General features: G+C 75.5%; 17 protein-coding genes. 8 read left to right on the top strand and 9 right to left on the bottom strand.

The window, feature by feature from the left end:
• A partial coding sequence (locus tag ACFQH9_RS26445; protein ID WP_379570112.1) for a glycerate kinase occupies positions 1–455 on the bottom strand: 455 nt, incomplete at its 3' end.
• A 34-nt stretch (positions 456–489) separates the two neighbouring features.
• On the opposite strand from ACFQH9_RS26445, the gene ACFQH9_RS26450 reads away from it, so the two are divergent.
• The 4 genes from ACFQH9_RS26450 to ACFQH9_RS26465 all read left to right on the top strand — a co-directional run bounded on the left by ACFQH9_RS26450 (position 490) and on the right by ACFQH9_RS26465 (position 3,639).
• Positions 490–1,134 carry a DUF3043 domain-containing protein gene (locus tag ACFQH9_RS26450; RefSeq protein WP_379570114.1) on the top strand — a complete coding sequence of 215 codons (645 nt, stop codon included), beginning with the start codon at positions 490–492 and terminating at the stop codon, positions 1,132–1,134.
• A complete protein-coding gene (locus ACFQH9_RS26455) occupies positions 1,053–1,667 on the top strand; it encodes a bifunctional adenosylcobinamide kinase/adenosylcobinamide-phosphate guanylyltransferase (RefSeq protein ID WP_379570116.1) in 615 nt (204 codons plus the stop codon). The genes ACFQH9_RS26450 and ACFQH9_RS26455 overlap by 82 nt, the downstream gene beginning before the upstream one ends.
• 161 nt (positions 1,668–1,828) lie before the next feature.
• Positions 1,829–2,890: a nicotinate-nucleotide--dimethylbenzimidazole phosphoribosyltransferase gene (locus ACFQH9_RS26460; protein ID WP_379570118.1), complete on the top strand. Its 1,062-nt coding sequence runs from the start codon at positions 1,829–1,831 to the stop codon at positions 2,888–2,890.
• On the top strand, positions 2,887–3,639 hold the full coding sequence (locus ACFQH9_RS26465) for an adenosylcobinamide-GDP ribazoletransferase (RefSeq protein ID WP_379570120.1): 753 nt from the start codon (positions 2,887–2,889) through the stop codon (positions 3,637–3,639). The genes ACFQH9_RS26460 and ACFQH9_RS26465 overlap by 4 nt, the downstream gene beginning before the upstream one ends.
• 3 nt (positions 3,640–3,642) lie before the next feature.
• Here ACFQH9_RS26465 and ACFQH9_RS26470 read toward each other — a convergent pair whose 3' ends face one another.
• Genes ACFQH9_RS26470 through ACFQH9_RS26480 form a run of 3 tightly spaced genes read right to left on the bottom strand, consistent with a single transcriptional unit; the run spans position 3,643 to position 7,267 of the window.
• Positions 3,643–4,752, bottom strand: a complete 1,110-nt coding sequence (locus ACFQH9_RS26470; RefSeq protein ID WP_379570122.1) for a branched-chain amino acid aminotransferase — start codon at positions 4,750–4,752, stop codon at positions 3,643–3,645.
• 53 nt (positions 4,753–4,805) lie between these two features.
• Positions 4,806–5,906 (bottom strand): glycine cleavage system aminomethyltransferase GcvT, encoded by a 1,101-nt coding sequence (gene gcvT, locus ACFQH9_RS26475; protein ID WP_379570124.1) that lies wholly within the window; start codon positions 5,904–5,906, stop codon positions 4,806–4,808.
• A 14-nt stretch (positions 5,907–5,920) separates the two neighbouring features.
• Positions 5,921–7,267, bottom strand: coding sequence for an APC family permease (locus tag ACFQH9_RS26480; protein WP_379570126.1), 1,347 nt, complete (start codon positions 7,265–7,267; stop codon positions 5,921–5,923).
• A 185-nt stretch (positions 7,268–7,452) separates the two neighbouring features.
• Between ACFQH9_RS26480 and ACFQH9_RS26485 the strand changes: the two genes are divergently transcribed.
• A complete protein-coding gene (locus ACFQH9_RS26485; protein WP_379570128.1) occupies positions 7,453–8,982 on the top strand; it encodes a leucyl aminopeptidase in 1,530 nt (509 codons plus the stop codon).
• Positions 8,983–9,037: 55 nt separating this feature from the next.
• Here ACFQH9_RS26485 and ACFQH9_RS26490 read toward each other — a convergent pair whose 3' ends face one another.
• Positions 9,038–9,778: a hypothetical protein gene (locus ACFQH9_RS26490; protein WP_379570130.1), complete on the bottom strand. Its 741-nt coding sequence runs from the start codon at positions 9,776–9,778 to the stop codon at positions 9,038–9,040.
• A gap of 99 nt (positions 9,779–9,877) precedes the next feature.
• Between ACFQH9_RS26490 and ACFQH9_RS26495 the strand changes: the two genes are divergently transcribed.
• Positions 9,878–10,687 (top strand): SDR family NAD(P)-dependent oxidoreductase, encoded by an 810-nt coding sequence (locus ACFQH9_RS26495; RefSeq protein ID WP_379570132.1) that lies wholly within the window; start codon positions 9,878–9,880, stop codon positions 10,685–10,687.
• 125 nt (positions 10,688–10,812) lie between these two features.
• Here ACFQH9_RS26495 and ACFQH9_RS26500 read toward each other — a convergent pair whose 3' ends face one another.
• Genes ACFQH9_RS26500 through ACFQH9_RS26510 form a run of 3 tightly spaced genes read right to left on the bottom strand, consistent with a single transcriptional unit; the run spans position 10,813 to position 12,748 of the window.
• Positions 10,813–11,532, bottom strand: coding sequence for an alpha/beta fold hydrolase (locus ACFQH9_RS26500; RefSeq protein ID WP_379570134.1), 720 nt, complete (start codon positions 11,530–11,532; stop codon positions 10,813–10,815).
• Positions 11,533–11,555: 23 nt separating this feature from the next.
• Entirely contained in the window at positions 11,556–12,323 is a 768-nt protein-coding gene (locus ACFQH9_RS26505; protein WP_379570136.1) for a class II aldolase/adducin family protein, read from the bottom strand.
• Positions 12,320–12,748 carry a RidA family protein gene (locus ACFQH9_RS26510; RefSeq protein ID WP_379570138.1) on the bottom strand — a complete coding sequence of 143 codons (429 nt, stop codon included), beginning with the start codon at positions 12,746–12,748 and terminating at the stop codon, positions 12,320–12,322. Before ACFQH9_RS26510 ends, ACFQH9_RS26505 begins: the two co-directional genes overlap by 4 nt.
• A gap of 84 nt (positions 12,749–12,832) precedes the next feature.
• Between ACFQH9_RS26510 and ACFQH9_RS26515 the strand changes: the two genes are divergently transcribed.
• Complete coding sequence (locus ACFQH9_RS26515) at positions 12,833–13,528, top strand: FadR/GntR family transcriptional regulator (protein WP_379570140.1); 696 nt, start codon at positions 12,833–12,835, stop codon at positions 13,526–13,528.
• A gap of 45 nt (positions 13,529–13,573) precedes the next feature.
• Here ACFQH9_RS26515 and ACFQH9_RS26520 read toward each other — a convergent pair whose 3' ends face one another.
• Positions 13,574–13,930: an oxidoreductase gene (locus tag ACFQH9_RS26520; RefSeq protein WP_379570142.1), complete on the bottom strand. Its 357-nt coding sequence runs from the start codon at positions 13,928–13,930 to the stop codon at positions 13,574–13,576.
• Positions 13,931–14,094: 164 nt separating this feature from the next.
• Between ACFQH9_RS26520 and lpdA the strand changes: the two genes are divergently transcribed.
• Positions 14,095–15,465 carry a dihydrolipoyl dehydrogenase gene (lpdA, locus tag ACFQH9_RS26525; protein ID WP_379570144.1) on the top strand — a complete coding sequence of 457 codons (1,371 nt, stop codon included), beginning with the start codon at positions 14,095–14,097 and terminating at the stop codon, positions 15,463–15,465.
• Positions 15,466–15,504: the final 39 nt, after the last annotated feature.

Consider the following 15,504-nt stretch of genomic DNA (forward strand, 5'->3'; position numbering starts at 1 on the left):
GCGCCGAGGGCGGCGAGCAGGCCCGCCCCGCCGTCCGTGGTCGCCGACCCGCCGAGCCCGATCACGGCCTCGGTGCACCCCGCGGCGCGCGCCGCGCGCACGAGCTCCCCCACCCCGCGGGTCGTCACGCTCCCGGCCACCTCCGGCGTGCGCCGCTCCCGGGGCACGTGGTGCAACCCGCACGCCGCGGCCGACTCGATGTAGGCGACCTCGCCGACCTGCAGCCACGGCGCCCGCACCGGGTCGCCGAACGGGCCGGTGACCTGCGGTTCGTGCAGGGTCCCGCCCAGCCGCTCCTGCAGGACGTCGACGAAGCCCGTGCCGCCGTCGGCCAGCGGGAGGCGGTCGACCCGGGCGTCGGGCACGGCGCGCAGCCAGCCCTCCGCGATGGCGCCGGCCGCGGCCCGCGCGCTCAGGGTCCCGCCGAAGGAGTCGGGAGCGACGACCACACGCACACCGCGCACGCTATCGCCCGTACGCTGTGGACCCGTGAGGTTCCTGCGCCGCTCCGACGATTCCCCGGCATCCGCGTCCGTCGACACGGACGAGGCCGGGGGCACGCAGGAGAAGAAGCCGCTCGATCCGCGCTGGACGCAGGGCAAGGGCCGGCCCACGCCGAAGCGCCGGGACGCCGAGAGCAGGCGCCGCGGCCCCGCCCCGCCCCCGCCGCGCACCCAGCGCGAGGCCGCCCGCCTGGCCAAGGCCAACCGGCCGAGCAAGGAGGAGCGCCGCGCCCAGGCCGCCGAGCGCCGCGCGCGCATGGACGCCGGCGACGACCGGGTGCTCATGCCGCGCGACCGCGGTCCGGTCAAGGCCTACATCCGCGACGTCGTGGACTCCCGCCCGCACCTCATGGGCCTGTTCATGCCGCTGGCCGTGGTGGTGCTGATCTCGGTGCTGCTGCCGATCCCGTCGGTGCAGCAGTACCTGAGCCTGTTCAGCCTGGTCGTGCTGATGGTGATGGTGGTCGAGGGCGTCACGCTCGGGATCCGCGTCACGAAGCAGGCGCGGGCCCGGTTCCCGAACGAGCAGATCAGCGGGCTCGGCACCGGTTGGTACGCGTTCACCCGGGCCAGCCAGATCCGCAAGCTGCGGGTGCCCAAGCCGCGGGTCCGGCGCGGGGCACAGGTCTGAGAACCCTGGTCCTGGGCGGCACCCGCTCCGGCAAGTCCGGGTACGCCGAGGCGCTGCTGCCCGCCGACGCCCCGGTCCGCTACGCCGCCACCGCCCGCCGCCGGCCGGACGACCTCGAGTGGGAGGCCCGGATCGCCCGGCACGCCGCGCGGCGCCCGGCCTGCTGGACCACGGTCGAGGATCCCGACCTGGTCGCCGAGCTCGCCCGCGGCGGACCGCTGCTGGTCGACGACCTCGCCACCTGGCTCACCGGCGTGCTCGACGACTGCGAGGCCTGGGAGGCGCCGGCCACCCCGCCCGGGGTGGAGGACGCGGTCGCCACGCTGGTCGAGGCGGTCCGGCGGGCTCCGGGCGAGGCGCCGTGCGTGCTCGTGTCCGCCGAGGTCGGGCTGGGCGTGGTCCCGGCGACCCGGGCCGGGCGGCTGTTCCGGGACGAGCTGGGTGCGCTCAACGCCGCCCTCGCCGAGGTGTGCGACAAGGTGGTGCTGCTGGTGGCGGGCCTGCCCCTCCGCCTGAAGCCCGCCGGAGGCTGAGAGCTTTCCGTGATCGCCGTACCGGACAGCTGCGCGCCGTCCTCGGCCGCGGGGGGTCCCGACCGACGATCATGGCTGAGGGCGGCGTCGTCGACGCGGCGAACCGGCCGAGCACGAGGGCTGCCGCGACGGCGCCGCCGGCCGGGCGGTAGGAAGGGCGCGTGAGCGAGAGCCCCTTCCCCGCCGTCCCCGCACCCGATCTCGAGGCGCGGCGCGAGGCCGTCGCGCGGTACGAGGCGCTGGCGGTGCCCGCGGGCGGGCTGGGCGTGCTCGCCGACCTCGGTCTGTGGCTGGCCTCGGTGCAGGGGGTCTGCCCGCCGCGGCCGCCGGTCCGGGCGCGGGTGGTCGTGGTCGCGGCGGACCACGGGATCGCCGCGGCGGGCGTCTCCGCCTACCCACCGGAGGTCACCGCCCGGCAGGTCGCGGCCACGCTCGAGCAGTCCGCGCCGGTCGCGGTCGCGGCCGCGGTGTCCGGCGCGTCGGTGCGGGTGGTCGACGCCGGGCTGGACCGCGAGGCGACGCTGCCCGGCCAGGAGCGGTTCAAGGTCCGCCGGGGCAGCGGGCGGATCGACCGCGAGGACGCGCTCACCGCCGCCGAGGTGGAGAACGCGGTCCGGATCGGCCGGGCGCTCGCCGACGAGGAGGTCGACTCCGGCGCCGACCTGCTCGTGCCCGCCTCGCTCGGGGTCGGCGCGACCACCCCGGCGTCGACCCTGGTCGCGGCCGTGACGGGGGCCGAGCCGGTCGCCGTCGTCGGGCGGGGTTCCGGCATCGGCGACGACGCCTGGATGCGCAAGGCCGCCGCGATCCGCGACGCCCTGCGCCGGGCGAAGCCGCACGTCCGCGACCCGCACGCGCTGCTGCGCACCGCCGGCGGCGCCGATCTGGCGGTGCTCACCGGCTTCCTCGTGCAGGCCGCGCTGCGGAGGACCCCGGTGCTGCTCGACGGGCTGGTGGTCGGCGCCGCGGGCCTGCTGGCCGACGAGCTCGCCCCGGGCGCCCACCAGTGGTGGCTCGCCGCCCAGCACTCCCCCGAGCCCGCGATGACGCTCGTGCTGCAGCACCTGCAGCTCGTCCCCGTGCTGGACCTGCAGGTCCGCCACGGGGACGGCACGGGCGCGGTCGCGGTCCTGCCGCTGGTCCAGGCGGCCGCGCTGCTGCTCGGCGAGACCGCGACCGCCGAGGCGAGCGGGATCGCGCCGGTCCGCGCCGTCTCCGGATGAGCGGGGACGAGCGCCGGACGAGCGCGCTCGCCCTCGCGTTGAGCTGGCTGACCGTCCTGCCGGTCCGGACCGGTGCGCCGTCGGCCCGGGCCGCGGCCGGCGCGCTCCGCTGGGCCCCGCTCGTCGGGGCCGGGCTGGGCGCCGTCGCCGGGCTGCTCGTGTGGGGGCTCGGCGCGCTGGGTGTGCCGGGGCTGGTGGCGGGCCTGCTCGCCGTCGGGGTGCTGGCCCTCGGCACGCGCGGGATGCACGTCGACGGGCTGGCCGACACCGCCGACGGCCTGGGCTGCTTCGGCCCGCCGGAGCGGGCGCTCGCCGTGATGAAGGACGGCGGCGCGGGGCCCTTCGCCGTCGTGACGCTGCTGGTCGTGCTGGGGGTGCAGGCGGGCTCGCTGGGCGCCCAGTCCGGGGGGCACGCCGTGGCCGGGGCCGCGCTCGCGGTGGCCACCGGACGGGCGGGCTTCTGCTGGGTCGCCCGGCGGGGGGTGCCCGCGGCACGGCCGGGCGGGCTCGGCGCGCTGGTGGCGGAGTCGCAGCCGGCGTGGGTGGCGCCCGCGTGGTGGTCGGTGCTGGCCGCGGCCGGTTACGCCGTGGCGGGCTGGCGCGGGCCGGCCGGGATCGTGCTGGCGGCGCTGGTCACCGTGGCGCTGTCCGCGCACACCGCACGCCGCTTCGGCGGGATGTCCGGCGACGTCCTGGGCGCGGCGGCGGAGCTGGGCACCGCCGCCGTCCTGCTGCTCCTCGCCGCGTGACCGCTACAGCGCGGTCATCCATCCGTGGGTGTCCGCAGCGGTGCCCCGCTGGATGTCCGTGAGCAGGGCGCGCAGGCGCATGGTGATCGGCCCGGGCTCGCCGTCGGCCACCCGGACCGACCCGACGCCAATGTTCTCGCTGAACTTGACGTTCCCGACCGGGGTGATCACGGCCGCGGTGCCGCAGGCGAACACCTCGGTGATCGCGCCGTCCGCGCACCCCACCAGCCACTCCTGCGCAGAGATCTTGCGCTCGGTGACCTGGCAGCCGATCTCCTTGCCGAGGGTGAGCAGCGAGTGCCGGGTGACGCCCTCGAGGATGCTCCCGGACAGCTCCGGCGTGACCAGCTCGGCCGACTCCCCCGAGCCGAAGACGAAGAACAGGTTCATCCCGCCCATCTCCTCCACCCACCGCTTCTCCGCGGCGTCGAGGTAGGCGACCTGCGCGCACCCGTGCTGCGCGGCCTGGGCCTGCGGCAGCAGCGAGGCGGCGTAGTTCCCCCCGCACTTCGCGGTACCGGTGCCCCCCACCGCGGCCCGGGTGAAGTCCGTGCACAGCCAGACGTCGACCGGCTTGACCCCGCCCGGGAAGTACGCACCGGCCGGCGAGGCGATGAGCAGGAACAGGTAGGAGTCGGCGGGCTTGACGCCCAGCCCGACCTCCGTCGCGATCATGAAGGGCCGCAGGTAGAGCGACTCCTCGCCGCCGGCCGGGGGCACCCAGGCCCGGTCGACCGCGAGCAGCTCGCGCAGCGCGGCCATGAACAGCTCGTCGGGCAGCTCGGGCATCCCCAGGCGGACCGCGGACCGGCGGAACCGCGCCGCGTTCTCCTCCGGGCGGAACGACGCGACCGTGCCGTCCGGCTGCGTGTACGCCTTGAGGCCCTCGAAGATCTCCTGCCCGTAGTGCAGGACCATCGTGGCCGGGTCGAGCGCGATCGGCCCGTACGGCTCGACCCGGAAGTCGTGCCAGCCCTCGCCGACGGTCCACCGCATCGTGACCATGTGGTCGGTGAAGTGCCGGCCGAAGCCCGGCGCGGCCAGGATCTCGGTGCGCCGCTGGTCGGAGGCCGGGGCGGGGTTCGGGATGCGGGTGAACAGCGGCGCGCTCATGCCTGAACGGTAACCCGCCGGGCAAGGCCCGTGTCAGCCGGTCGGGTACCCGATCATCGGACGTGCGACGGCACGAACGGGGGCTTGACCACCTGCGTCTCCAGTGACCGGCCGCGGACGTCCACGGTGACGACGTCGTCGACGGCGACCCCGGCCGCCGTGTCGATCAGGGCCAGCGCGATGCCCGTCCTCAGGGTCGGCGAGAAGGTGCCCGAGGTCGTCACGCCGACCCGCTCGCCGTCCTTGCGCACCGTCATCCCGGCCCGCGGGATCCCGCGCCCGGTCGCGCGCAGCCCGCGCAACCGCCGTGCCGGGCCGGCCTCGCGCTCGGCCAGCAGCGCCTCTCGACCCCAGAACGCCGGCTTGGACCACCCGACGGCCCACGAGCTGCCGGCCTGGACCGGGCTGATCTCCTCGCTCAGGTCCTGCCCGTGCAGCGGGTAGCCCATCTCGAGCCGCAGCGTGTCCCGCGCACCGAGCCCGCACGGGCGCCCGTCGAGCGGCTCCGCGCCGGCGAGCAGCCCGTCCCAGACCGCGGGGGCCTGGGCGGCCGGCACCAGCAGCTCGTAGCCGTGCTCACCGGTGTAGCCGGTGCGGCAGACCCGCACGGCGCCGGCGTCGACGAAGGCCATGTACTCCAGCCCGGCGACCCCGGGGAAGCCGGCGAACATCGTCGTGAACAGCTCCGCCGCGCGGGGGCCCTGCACCGCGATCACGGCGAGCTCGCGGTGCCGGTCGACGATCTCGATCCCGGCGGGGGCGGCCGCGCGCAGCAGCGCGGCGACCCGGACCGCGTTGGCCGCGTTGGGGACGAGCAGGACCTCGTCGGGTCCGTCGAGGTAGGCGATGAGGTCGTCGACCACGCCACCGGTCTCGGTGCAGCACAGCGTGTACTGCGCCTTCCCCGGCGCGATCCTCCCGAGGTCCGCGGTCAGGCAGGAGTTGACGAACTCCGCGGCGCCGGGCCCGCGGACGAGCAGCTTGCCGAGGTGGCTGACGTCGAAGATCCCGACGGCCGCGCGCACCGCGGTGTGCTCGGCGACGGTGCCGGCCGGGTAGGCGATCGGCATGGACCAGCCGCCGAAGGCGCCCAGGGTCGCCCCCAGCGCGACGTGCCGCTCGTGCAGGGGACCGGTGATCAGCTCGTCGCTCACGCCGGGAACCGTACTCAGGCCGCCCGTTCCCCCGGCGGCTCCTCCTGCTGCGCGGGCGGGCGGTGGCGGGCCCGCAGCGCGGACAGCTCGGCCAGCCCCCAGCCGACGAGCAGGGCGCCGACCGTGATCAGCACGGACGTCCGGGGCAGCAGCACGGCCAGCCCGACGCACAGCACGAACCCGACGGCCGGCACCCACGCCGGGGTCCGCCGGCCGGGCACCCGCAGCGTCGCGGCGTGCACGATCGCGTAGTGCAGCAGCATCGCGCAGGCCGACAGGGCGATGGAGGCCACCGGGCCGGCGAGCACGGCGACCAGGATCGCCAGGGCCGCGCCGAGGACGTCGGACCGCCAGGGGGCGCCGCTACCGCAGACCTTCGCGAACGAGCGGGGCAGGTCCTCGCGGGCGCCCATCTCCATGGCGGTGCGGCTGATCCCGACCAGCACGGCGAGCAGCGTCGAGCCGGCCGCGGCCGCCGCGCCGATGCGCACGAGCACCCCGAGCGCGGGCGCCTGGCCGGTGTCGACGAGCGCGACGAGCGGGGCGTGCTCCTCGCCGACCCGATCCGTGCCCAGGCCCATCAGCAGCGCCCCGGCGACTGCGAGGTAGGTCAGGGTGCACACGCCGAGCGCGATCGGGATCGCGCGGCGCAGGGTCCGGGCCGGGGTGCGGACCTCCTCGCGGTAGGTGGCGACGTTGGCGAAGCCGACGAACGCGAAGAACACCAGCCCCGCGGCGGACAGCACGCCGAGCGCACCCGGCGAGGCCTGCGGGACCGGCACGGCGACGCCGCGCGCCTCCCCCGCCGCCGTCACGGACGCCGAGACCGTCTCCTCCCCGCCGGGCCCCAGCAGGCCGACGACGACCACCACGACCAGCACCGCGAGCGTCCCGCCGGCGAGCAGCCAGGAGGAGCGGGCGGTCGTCCGGACCCCCACGACGTTGAGCACCGTGGCGACCACGATCACCACGATCCCGGCGACCAGCGGGTTCGACGGCAGCACGTACGCCCCGAACACGCCCGCGGCGGCCGCCGCCGAGGCGACCCCGCCGATCAGCAGCGTGACGCCGGCGAGCCGGCCCACCACCGGGTGCAGGCGCTCCCGCGCGGCGACGTAGCCCGCGGTGTACCCGGCGGAGAAGGTCGGCCCGCGCGCGCCGCCCGCGAGGACCAGCTCCGCGGTGGACAGCACGCAGGTCCCCGCCACGACCGCGGCGAGGAGCACCGCCAGGAGCAGCCAGGGTCCCGCCGCCGCGCCGGCGGGCGCGAAGACGACGAAGACGCCGGAGCCGAGCATGGCGACGAGCCCGAGCACCACCACGTCGGCGACACCCAGGCGCCGGCCGAGGGTCGTTGCCACGGGGACCACCATCGCATCCGACCCTGTGCGAAACGGCCCCGCGACGGTGTCATTAGCATCTCGAAGAGGTCTCGCCGGGCGCTCGGACCGCCCGTCGACGGGCGGTGCGGCGCCCGGGCCCGGCGATTCCACCGTCCCGCCGCCGTGCGCCCCGCCCGGCGCCGACCCCGACCGAGGAGATCGCCTTGACGACCACCGTCCCGCAGACCGGCACCCGCATCGGCGCCCTCGAGGTCCCCGCCGCGGCGGCGGAGGCCGACGTCCTCGTCGTCGGGGTGCTGCCGGGCGACGGTGACGGCGACCCCGACGGCAACGGCGCCGACCCGGTCCTCGCGCCGGGCGCCGAGGAGGTCGACGCCGCGTTCGACGGCACCCTGGCCGGGCTGCTCGCGCTCGCCGGCGCCACCGGCAAGGTCGAGGAGGTCGTGAAGCTGCCCTCGCGCGGGGCGGTCGGCTCGCCGCTCGTCGTCGGGGTGGGGCTGGGCAGGCCCGACGAGTCCGGCACCGTCCCCGCCGACCAGGTGCGGCGGGCGTCGGGCGCCGTGGCGCGCGCGCTGGCGGGCAGCGGGCGCGTGGTGAGCACGCTGGGCGCGGTCGACCTGGCCGCCGCCGCGGAGGGCGTGCTGCTCGGGGCGTACCGGTTCACCGCGTTCAAGGGCGACCCGACGGCGGGGAAGAAGCCCATCGGCTCCGTGGAGTTCCCCGGGGCCGACGCCGAGGCGCTCGAGCACGCCTTCGCCGTCGCGCAGGCGGTGACCGTCGCGCGCGACCTGATCAACACCCCGCCCAACGCGCTCTACCCCGAGACCTTCGCCGCGCGCGCCCGCGAGCTCGGCGAGGCCGCCGGGCTGGAGGTCGAGGTGCTCGACGACGAGGCGCTCGCGGCCGGCGGCTACGGCGGCATCCTGGGGGTCGGGCAGGGCTCGTCCCGGCTGCCGCGCCTGGTCCGGCTGCGCTGGTCCGGCGGCGAGAACCCGGTCAGGAAGGTCGCGCTGGTCGGCAAGGGCATCACCTTCGACACCGGCGGCATCTCGATCAAGCCCGCCGCCAACATGGACCACATGACCTCGGACATGTCCGGGGCCGCCGCGGTGATCGCCACGACGGTGCTGGCGGCCCGGCTGAACCTGCCGGTGGCCGTGACGGCGACCGTGCCGATGGCCGAGAACATGCCGTCGGACACCGCGTACCGGCCCGGCGACGTGCTGACGATGTACGGCGGCAAGACCGTCGAGGTGCTGAACACGGACGCGGAGGGCCGGCTGATCCTGGCCGACGCCATGGTGCGCGCGGCCGAGGACGACCCGGACTACCTCGTCGAGACCTCGACGCTCACCGGCGCGCAGATGGTCGCGCTCGGCACCCGCACCGCGGGCGTGATGGGCACGGACGACTTCCGGGACCGGGTCGCCGCGCTCGGCCGGGCGGTCGGCGAGGACGCCTGGGCCATGCCGCTGCCCGAGCACCTGCGCGGCGAGCTCGACTCCCGGATCGCGGACCTGGCCAACGTCACGGGCAACCGGTTCGGCGGGATGCTGGCGGCGGGGGTCTTCCTGCGCGAGTTCGTCGCCGACGGGCTGCCGTGGGCGCACATCGACATCGCCGGCCCGTCGTTCAACACCGGCGGCCCGTGGGGCTACACGCCCAAGGGCGGCACCGGCGTCCCGGTCCGCACCCTCGTCGCGCTCCTGGAGGACATCGCCGCCCACGGCTGACCCGCGAACCGCTGTGCGTTCGCGGGTCGGGAGCTCCCGCGGCACGGGTCGCGAGCTACGCCCGGGTGGTGCCGCGCCGGGCGTGGCGGAGGGTCCGCCCCCGGACCACCGCCGCGACGATCACCACGGCGAGCGAGCAGAGCGGCGAGGGGAAGCCGAGCAGCAGCCCCAGCGTCACGTCCACCACCGGGGACGCGACGACGAGCGCGAAGACCCAGGTGGGCGCGGTGGGGAGGGTGACGGGCCGGCCGTCGCGGGTGCCCCACCGCGTCCGCCCGCCGGGTCTGGCCACCGACAGCCAGGCCTGGACCGCGATCGCGCTCGCCATCAGCGCCGTGCCGACGACCAGGGGCGGCGAGACGCGCAGCGTGTCGGCAGCGGTGCTCAGCGCCCCGGACAGCACGAAGATCCCGAGGTGGAGCTGGACCAGCGTGATCACCAGCTTGGTCAGGACCCAGCGGTGCACCGCCAACCCCCACGCGGTGCCGAGGGAGAGCACCAGGCCGGTCGCGGCCGAGGTGTTGGCCAGTGGCGCGAGCAGGTGCGTGTCGAGATGGTGCGCCGCCTCGACGGCCCACGGTGCGCCGCCGCGCAGGGCCGGGACGAGCAGCGCGAACAGCGCGAGCGCACAGGTCATCCAGCCCACCGAGGACAGCACGTGCGCCCAGACGGCGAGCCGGCGCCAGGTCCGGGCCGCGCCGCCGCCCCGCCCGGACGGTCCCGGCGGGCGGGCGACCGGGGGCCGCGGGCGGGCGGGTGTCGAGCGGGGGGTCGAGGGGGACGTCGAGCGAGGCACGTCCCGAGTCCACCCGCCGACGACCGACCGGACATCGGGGCCGTCCCCGGACCCGTCTCGGGGCTTCCCTGATCGCTACCCACGGGTAGGGTCACGCCCGTGATCCGCCGCCGTGTCGCCCACTCGGTCCCCCCGCGCTCCCGCTCGGCCGTCGTCACCGGCGGGGCGCGCGGCATCGGCGCCGCGATCGCCCGCGAGCTCGCCGGGCGCGGCTACCGCGTCCTGGTCACGGACGTCGACGAGGCGGCCGCGAAGGCGACCGCCGCGGAGCTCGGCGGGGAGTCCGCCGCCTACGACGTCACCGACCCCGCGGCGGCGCACGCGATCGCCGCCCGCGCCCGGGAGCTGGCGCCGCTCGGCGCGTGGGTGAGCAACGCCGGCGTCGGCACCGGTGGCCCGCTCACCGAGCTCACCGACGCCGAGGCCCGGGCGCTGGTCGAGATCAACCTGCTCGGCCCGGTGTGGGGCTCCCGCGCGGCGATCGCCGCGTTCCGCGAGCAGGGCGGGGGCGGCGACCTCGCGATCACCGCCTCGCTGTCCGGGCTCGGCCCGGTGCCGGGCCTGTCGCTCTACGCCGCGACCAAGGCGGCCGTGCTCTCCCTCGCCTCGGCGTTGTCGGCCGAGGTGCGGGCCGACGGGATCCGGGTGCACGCCGTCAACCCGGACGGCGTCGCGACGGCGCTGCTGGAGACGATGGAGCCGCGGGCCCGGGCGCTCGTCCGTTCGGGCGTGCTGCTCACGCCGGAGCGCGTGGCCACCGAACTGGTCGGGCTGTTGGGCACCGGCCGCGTCTACAAGACCGTCCCGGGCTGGCGCGGCGCGATGATGCGGCTCTCCGCCCTTGCTCCCGGCCCGCTGCTGCGGGCCGCCCCAATCCTCCAGGCGATCGGCGCCCGCAAGTCCCGCTAGCCGCCTGCTGGTCCACGGAGTCGAGCGACCTACCGCCCGGTGCAGCCGGTCTGATCCGCTCGTCCCGAGGCCTGCCGGTTGGACCCGGCGGATCGGTCACCGGGCCGACGGGGCGCGCCGCTACTTCATCCCGATCCACCGTCACCCGCGACCTCCTCGAGGCCCAGCAGGAGCTCGGCGGTCCGGGCGGCGTGATGGACCTGCAGGTAGTGGGCCGCGTCGGGCCAGGAGATCACGGTGGCGCCGTCGGCCTCGGCCTTGTCCGCAGTGTCGGCGAAGAACGGGACCGCGGCGCCGCGCAGGTAGGTGATCGGTACGTCCGCCTGCTTCTGCGGGGCGGGGAGCGGCTCGCGGTGGGTGAGAACGGGCATGGGAGTGCACTTGCGGGCCATCCAGTCCCGGTCCGCGGGCTCGACGATCCCGAGCAGTGCCAGGTCGACCGGCGGCCAGCCCCAGGGGTGCTCCGCGGGTGGCTCGCCGAACAGGCCCGGGAGCTCGGGCAGGACGTCGAAGGCGGCCTGGCCGGGTTCCGGGCGGAAGGCGTCGAGGTAGACCACCCGCGCCAGGCGCTCGGGGACCCGGCCGAGCACCCCGGTCACGACCATGCCCCCGTAGCTGTGCCCGACGAGCACGACGTCCGTCAGGTCCTCCCAGTCGAGCAGCCGGGTGATGTCCTCGATGTGCGTCGACAGGCCGATGTCGGGGCCCGCGAGGTGACCCCGGTCGCCGAGACCGGACAGGGTCGGGGTGAGGACGTGGTGGCCGGAGTCGGCGAGGAAGGGGCGCAAACGGGCCCAGTTCCAGCCGCCCGCCCAGGATCCGTGCACGAGGACGAAGGTCGCCATGGGGGTCTCCAGTCCGGGGTCGGTCACTCGTCGAGCAGGTCGGGATGGGCGTGGACGATGTCGTCGAAGAGGATCTGGAAGCTGAAGCGGGCGAGCTTCGGGCTGCCGAACTGGGCATGGGCGAGTCGGGCGGCGGCGTCCTCGAGGTAGGCGGGGGTGCCCGCGGACTCGGCGAGGAGCTGGACCTGCGCGGCGCGGTCGAAGCTGACGAACCAGTAGGCGGCCTCCTCGATGCTGCCGCCGACGGTGATCACGCCGTGGTTCTGCAGCACGACCGCCCGGTTCCCGCCGAGCGCCTCTGCCATCCGACGGCCCTCGTCCTCCTCCAGTGCCAGCCCGTTGTAGTCGGTGTAGGTGCTCTGGTCCTCGAAGAACGCGCAGGCCTCCTGCACCACCGGGCGCAGGGGAGCGCCGAGTGCGGCGAGCGCCCGCCCGTGGATCGAATGGGCGTGTGCTGCGGCGACCACGTCCGGGCGCAGGTCGTGGATCGCGGAGTGGATCACGAAGGCGCCCCGGTTGACCGCGCGGGTGCCCTCGACGACCGCTCCGTCGCGGTCGACCAGGACGAGATCCTTCACACGGATCCGGCCGAAGGAGACGCCGAAGGGGTTGACCCAGAACTTCTCGGGATCCTCGGGATCGCGGACGGTGATGTGGCCCGCGACGCCCTCGTCGTACCCGAGGCGACCGAACACCCGCAGCGCCGCGGCGAGCTGCTGCTTGCGGTGCCGGCGCTCGTCGGCCACCGAGTCGAACGTCGGTGCGGGCGGGACGCCCAGGGCCTCGGTCATGCGCGGTTCCCCTCACCCGGCACGGCGGCGAGGCCGTCCACCTCGATGAGCCACTCGGGGAGGCCGAGCGCTGCCACCCCCAGCCAGGTGCTGGGGACGAGCGGGAGCTCACCGTCGAAGGCCGCACGGGCGGCTTCGAACACCGGCTCGACGTGCACGGGGGACGAGTCGACGACGTGGATCGTGTACTTGACCAGGTCCCGCGGACCGCCGCCGGCCGCCTCCAGGGCGAGCCGCAGGTTGCGGAAGGCCTGCTCGGCCTGGGCATGCAGGTCACCCGCCCCGACGAGCGTGCCGCGGGCGTCGACCGCGACCTGCCCGGCGATCGCGACGAGCCGCGAGCCGGGTGCGGCAACGGCCACCTGGGAGTACAGGTTCCGCACCGGCGCCGCGAGGCTGGTGGGGTTCAGGTGTTGCACGGTCATTCCCTACCTCGATTCATCAGGTCATCAGACAACTTTGCGGACCGCGGCGGCCCTGTCAAGGTGTGGGGTCGTAATCTGGGCACCGTGATCGAGCACTGGCGACCGGCGGCGCCACCCGAGCGCCGCCCCCTGGTCGACCAGGTCATCGCCAGCCTCCGTGAGCTGGTCGGTTCCGAGGGGCTGCAGCCCGGGGACCGGCTGCCGAGCGAGCCGAAGCTCGCCGAGCGGCTCCAGGTCGGTCGGTCGACCCTGCGCGAGGCGATCCGTGCGCTCTCCCACGCCGGTGTGCTCGAGGTGCGGCACGGGAGCGGGACCTTCGTCGCCCGGTCGGACGACGCGGACCTCGCCGAGCGGATCGCCGCGGCACGGGTGCCGGAGGTGTTCGAGGTCCGTACCGCACTCGAGGTCCTCGTCGCGCAGGTCGCCCCCGTACGGCGCACGTCCGCCCAGGTGACGGAGCTCCGTGCGGCTCTCGCGGACTGCCGGGCGCACGCCGAGTCGGGGGACGTGACCGCGTTCATCGAGGCGGACTCCCGGATCCACCGGATCGCCGCCGAGGCCACCGGGAACACCGTGCTCGCCGAGCTGTACGAGTTCCTGCGCCGATCGATCGAGCCCGCACTCGTCGTCGTCGCCGACCTGGTGGAGCTGCAGCGGGCCAACGACCGCCACGAGGTGTTGATCGACGCCATCGAGTCCGGCGACGCCGCCGCCGCCGAGGCGGCCACCCGCGCGCACCTCGCGGAGACGATGTCGCTCCTGGTCGGCCCGTCCGACTAGGGATCAGGGCCACCCGGATCGACACCCCTGGCCGTCGACGGCCTCCTAGGTGCCGTACCCGCCGAGCTCCCCCAGCCCCCGCCGGCGCTCGCGCTCGCGCAGCACCCGCTGCCGGGCGTCGTGGTCGCGCATCCGCTGCGGGTAGCCGACGAGCTGCACGTCGTAGACCGGGATCCCCAGGGACCGCGCGAGCTTGCGAGCGCCCTCCGGCCCGGCGACCCGGCGCCGCGTCCACTCCCCGTCCTTCGCGACGAGGACCATGGTCGTCTCGGTCACGGCGGTGCGGGGTTCGACGAAGGCCTCCACGCCCTGACGCAGCGCCGCCCAGGCGCGCAGGTGCTCGACGTCCTCGGCCGCGGCCCCACGTCGCCTCCCCGCGCGCCTGCGGCCGAACAGTCCCATGAGGCCTCCGCTCCCCTCGACAGCTACCCACCCAACGCGCGACCTGTGCGGATTTCTCCCGGACCTGTTCCAGCGACCGTTGCCGCCGAGTGACAAGATGGGGCCGCCCCGGACGGAGCACCGGGTCGCCGGAAGCGCCGACGCCGCGAGTGAGGAGAACGGACGTGCCCGAACGGACTGCCGATCTGGTGATCCTCGGCGGCGGTTCCGGTGGCTATGCGTGCGCGCTGCGCGCGGCGGAGCTGGGCATGTCGGTGGTGCTGGTGGAGAAGGACAAGCTCGGCGGCACCTGCCTGCACCGCGGCTGCATCCCCACCAAGGCCCTGCTGCACGCCGCCGAGGTGGCCGACGCCGCCCGCGACGGCGCCAAGGTCGGTGTGCTGTCCCAGCTGGTGGGCATCGACATGACCGGGGTCCACTCCTACAAGGACGGTGTGGTCGCCCGACTCTACAAGGGCCTGCAGGGCCTGGTGTCCTCGCGCAAGATCGAGCTGGTCGAGGGCGCCGGCACCTTCGTCGGCCCCCGCTCCGTGGAGGTCGACGGCACCCGCTACACCGGCCGCCACGTCGTCCTCGCCACCGGCTCCTACTCCAGGACCCTGCCCGGGCTGGAGATCGGCGGCCGGATCATCACCTCCGACCAGGCGCTCACCCTCGACGAGGTCCCCCAGCGGGTGGTCGTGCTCGGCGGCGGCGTGATCGGCGTCGAGTTCGCGAGCGTGTGGCGCTCCTTCGGCGCCGAGGTCACCGTGGTCGAGGCCCTGCCCCGGCTGGTGCCGGGAGAGGACGAGTTCGCCTCCAAGCTCCTCGAACGCGCCTTCCGCCGCCGCAGGATCACCGCGAAGACCGGGGTGAAGTTCACCGGCGCCAAGCAGAAGGGCGACACCGTCACCGTCTCCCTGGAGTCCGGCGAGGAGCTCGAGGCCGACCTGCTGCTCGTCGCGGTCGGGCGCGGCCCGAACACCACCGGGCACGGCTACGAGGAGGCCGGCCTGGGCATGGAGCGCGGGTTCGTCACCACCGACGCCCGGCTCCGGACCACCCTCGACGGCGTCTACGCCGTCGGCGACATCGTGGCCGGCCTGCAGCTGGCCCACCGCGGCTTCGCCCAGGGCATCTTCGTGGCCGAGGACGTCGCCGGGCTCGACCCGGCCCCGATCGACGAGGCCGGCATCCCGCGGGTGACCTACTGCGAGCCCGAGGTCGCCTCCGTCGGGCTCACCGAGGCCCAGGCCAAGGAGAAGTTCGGGGAGATCGAGACCCTGACCTACGACCTGGGCGGCAACGGCAAGTCGCAGATCCTGCAGACCTCCGGCGCGATCAAGCTCGTGCGCGCCAAGGACGGCCCGGTGGTCGGGATCCACATGGTCGGCGCCCGCGTCGGCGAACTGATCGGCGAGGCCCAGCTCGTCTACAACTGGGAGGCCGAGCCCGGCGACGTCGCCCCGCTCGTGCACGCACACCCCACCCAGAACGAGGCGTTCGGCGAGGCACACCTCGCCCTGGCCGGCAAACCCCTGCACACCCACGGCTGAGGTCCCGAACGGACCGCACCCACCGCACGTCGAAAGAGG

The organism is Pseudonocardia lutea (assembly GCF_042658055.1).
Classification (GTDB): Bacteria; Actinomycetota; Actinomycetes; order Mycobacteriales; family Pseudonocardiaceae; genus Pseudonocardia; species Pseudonocardia lutea.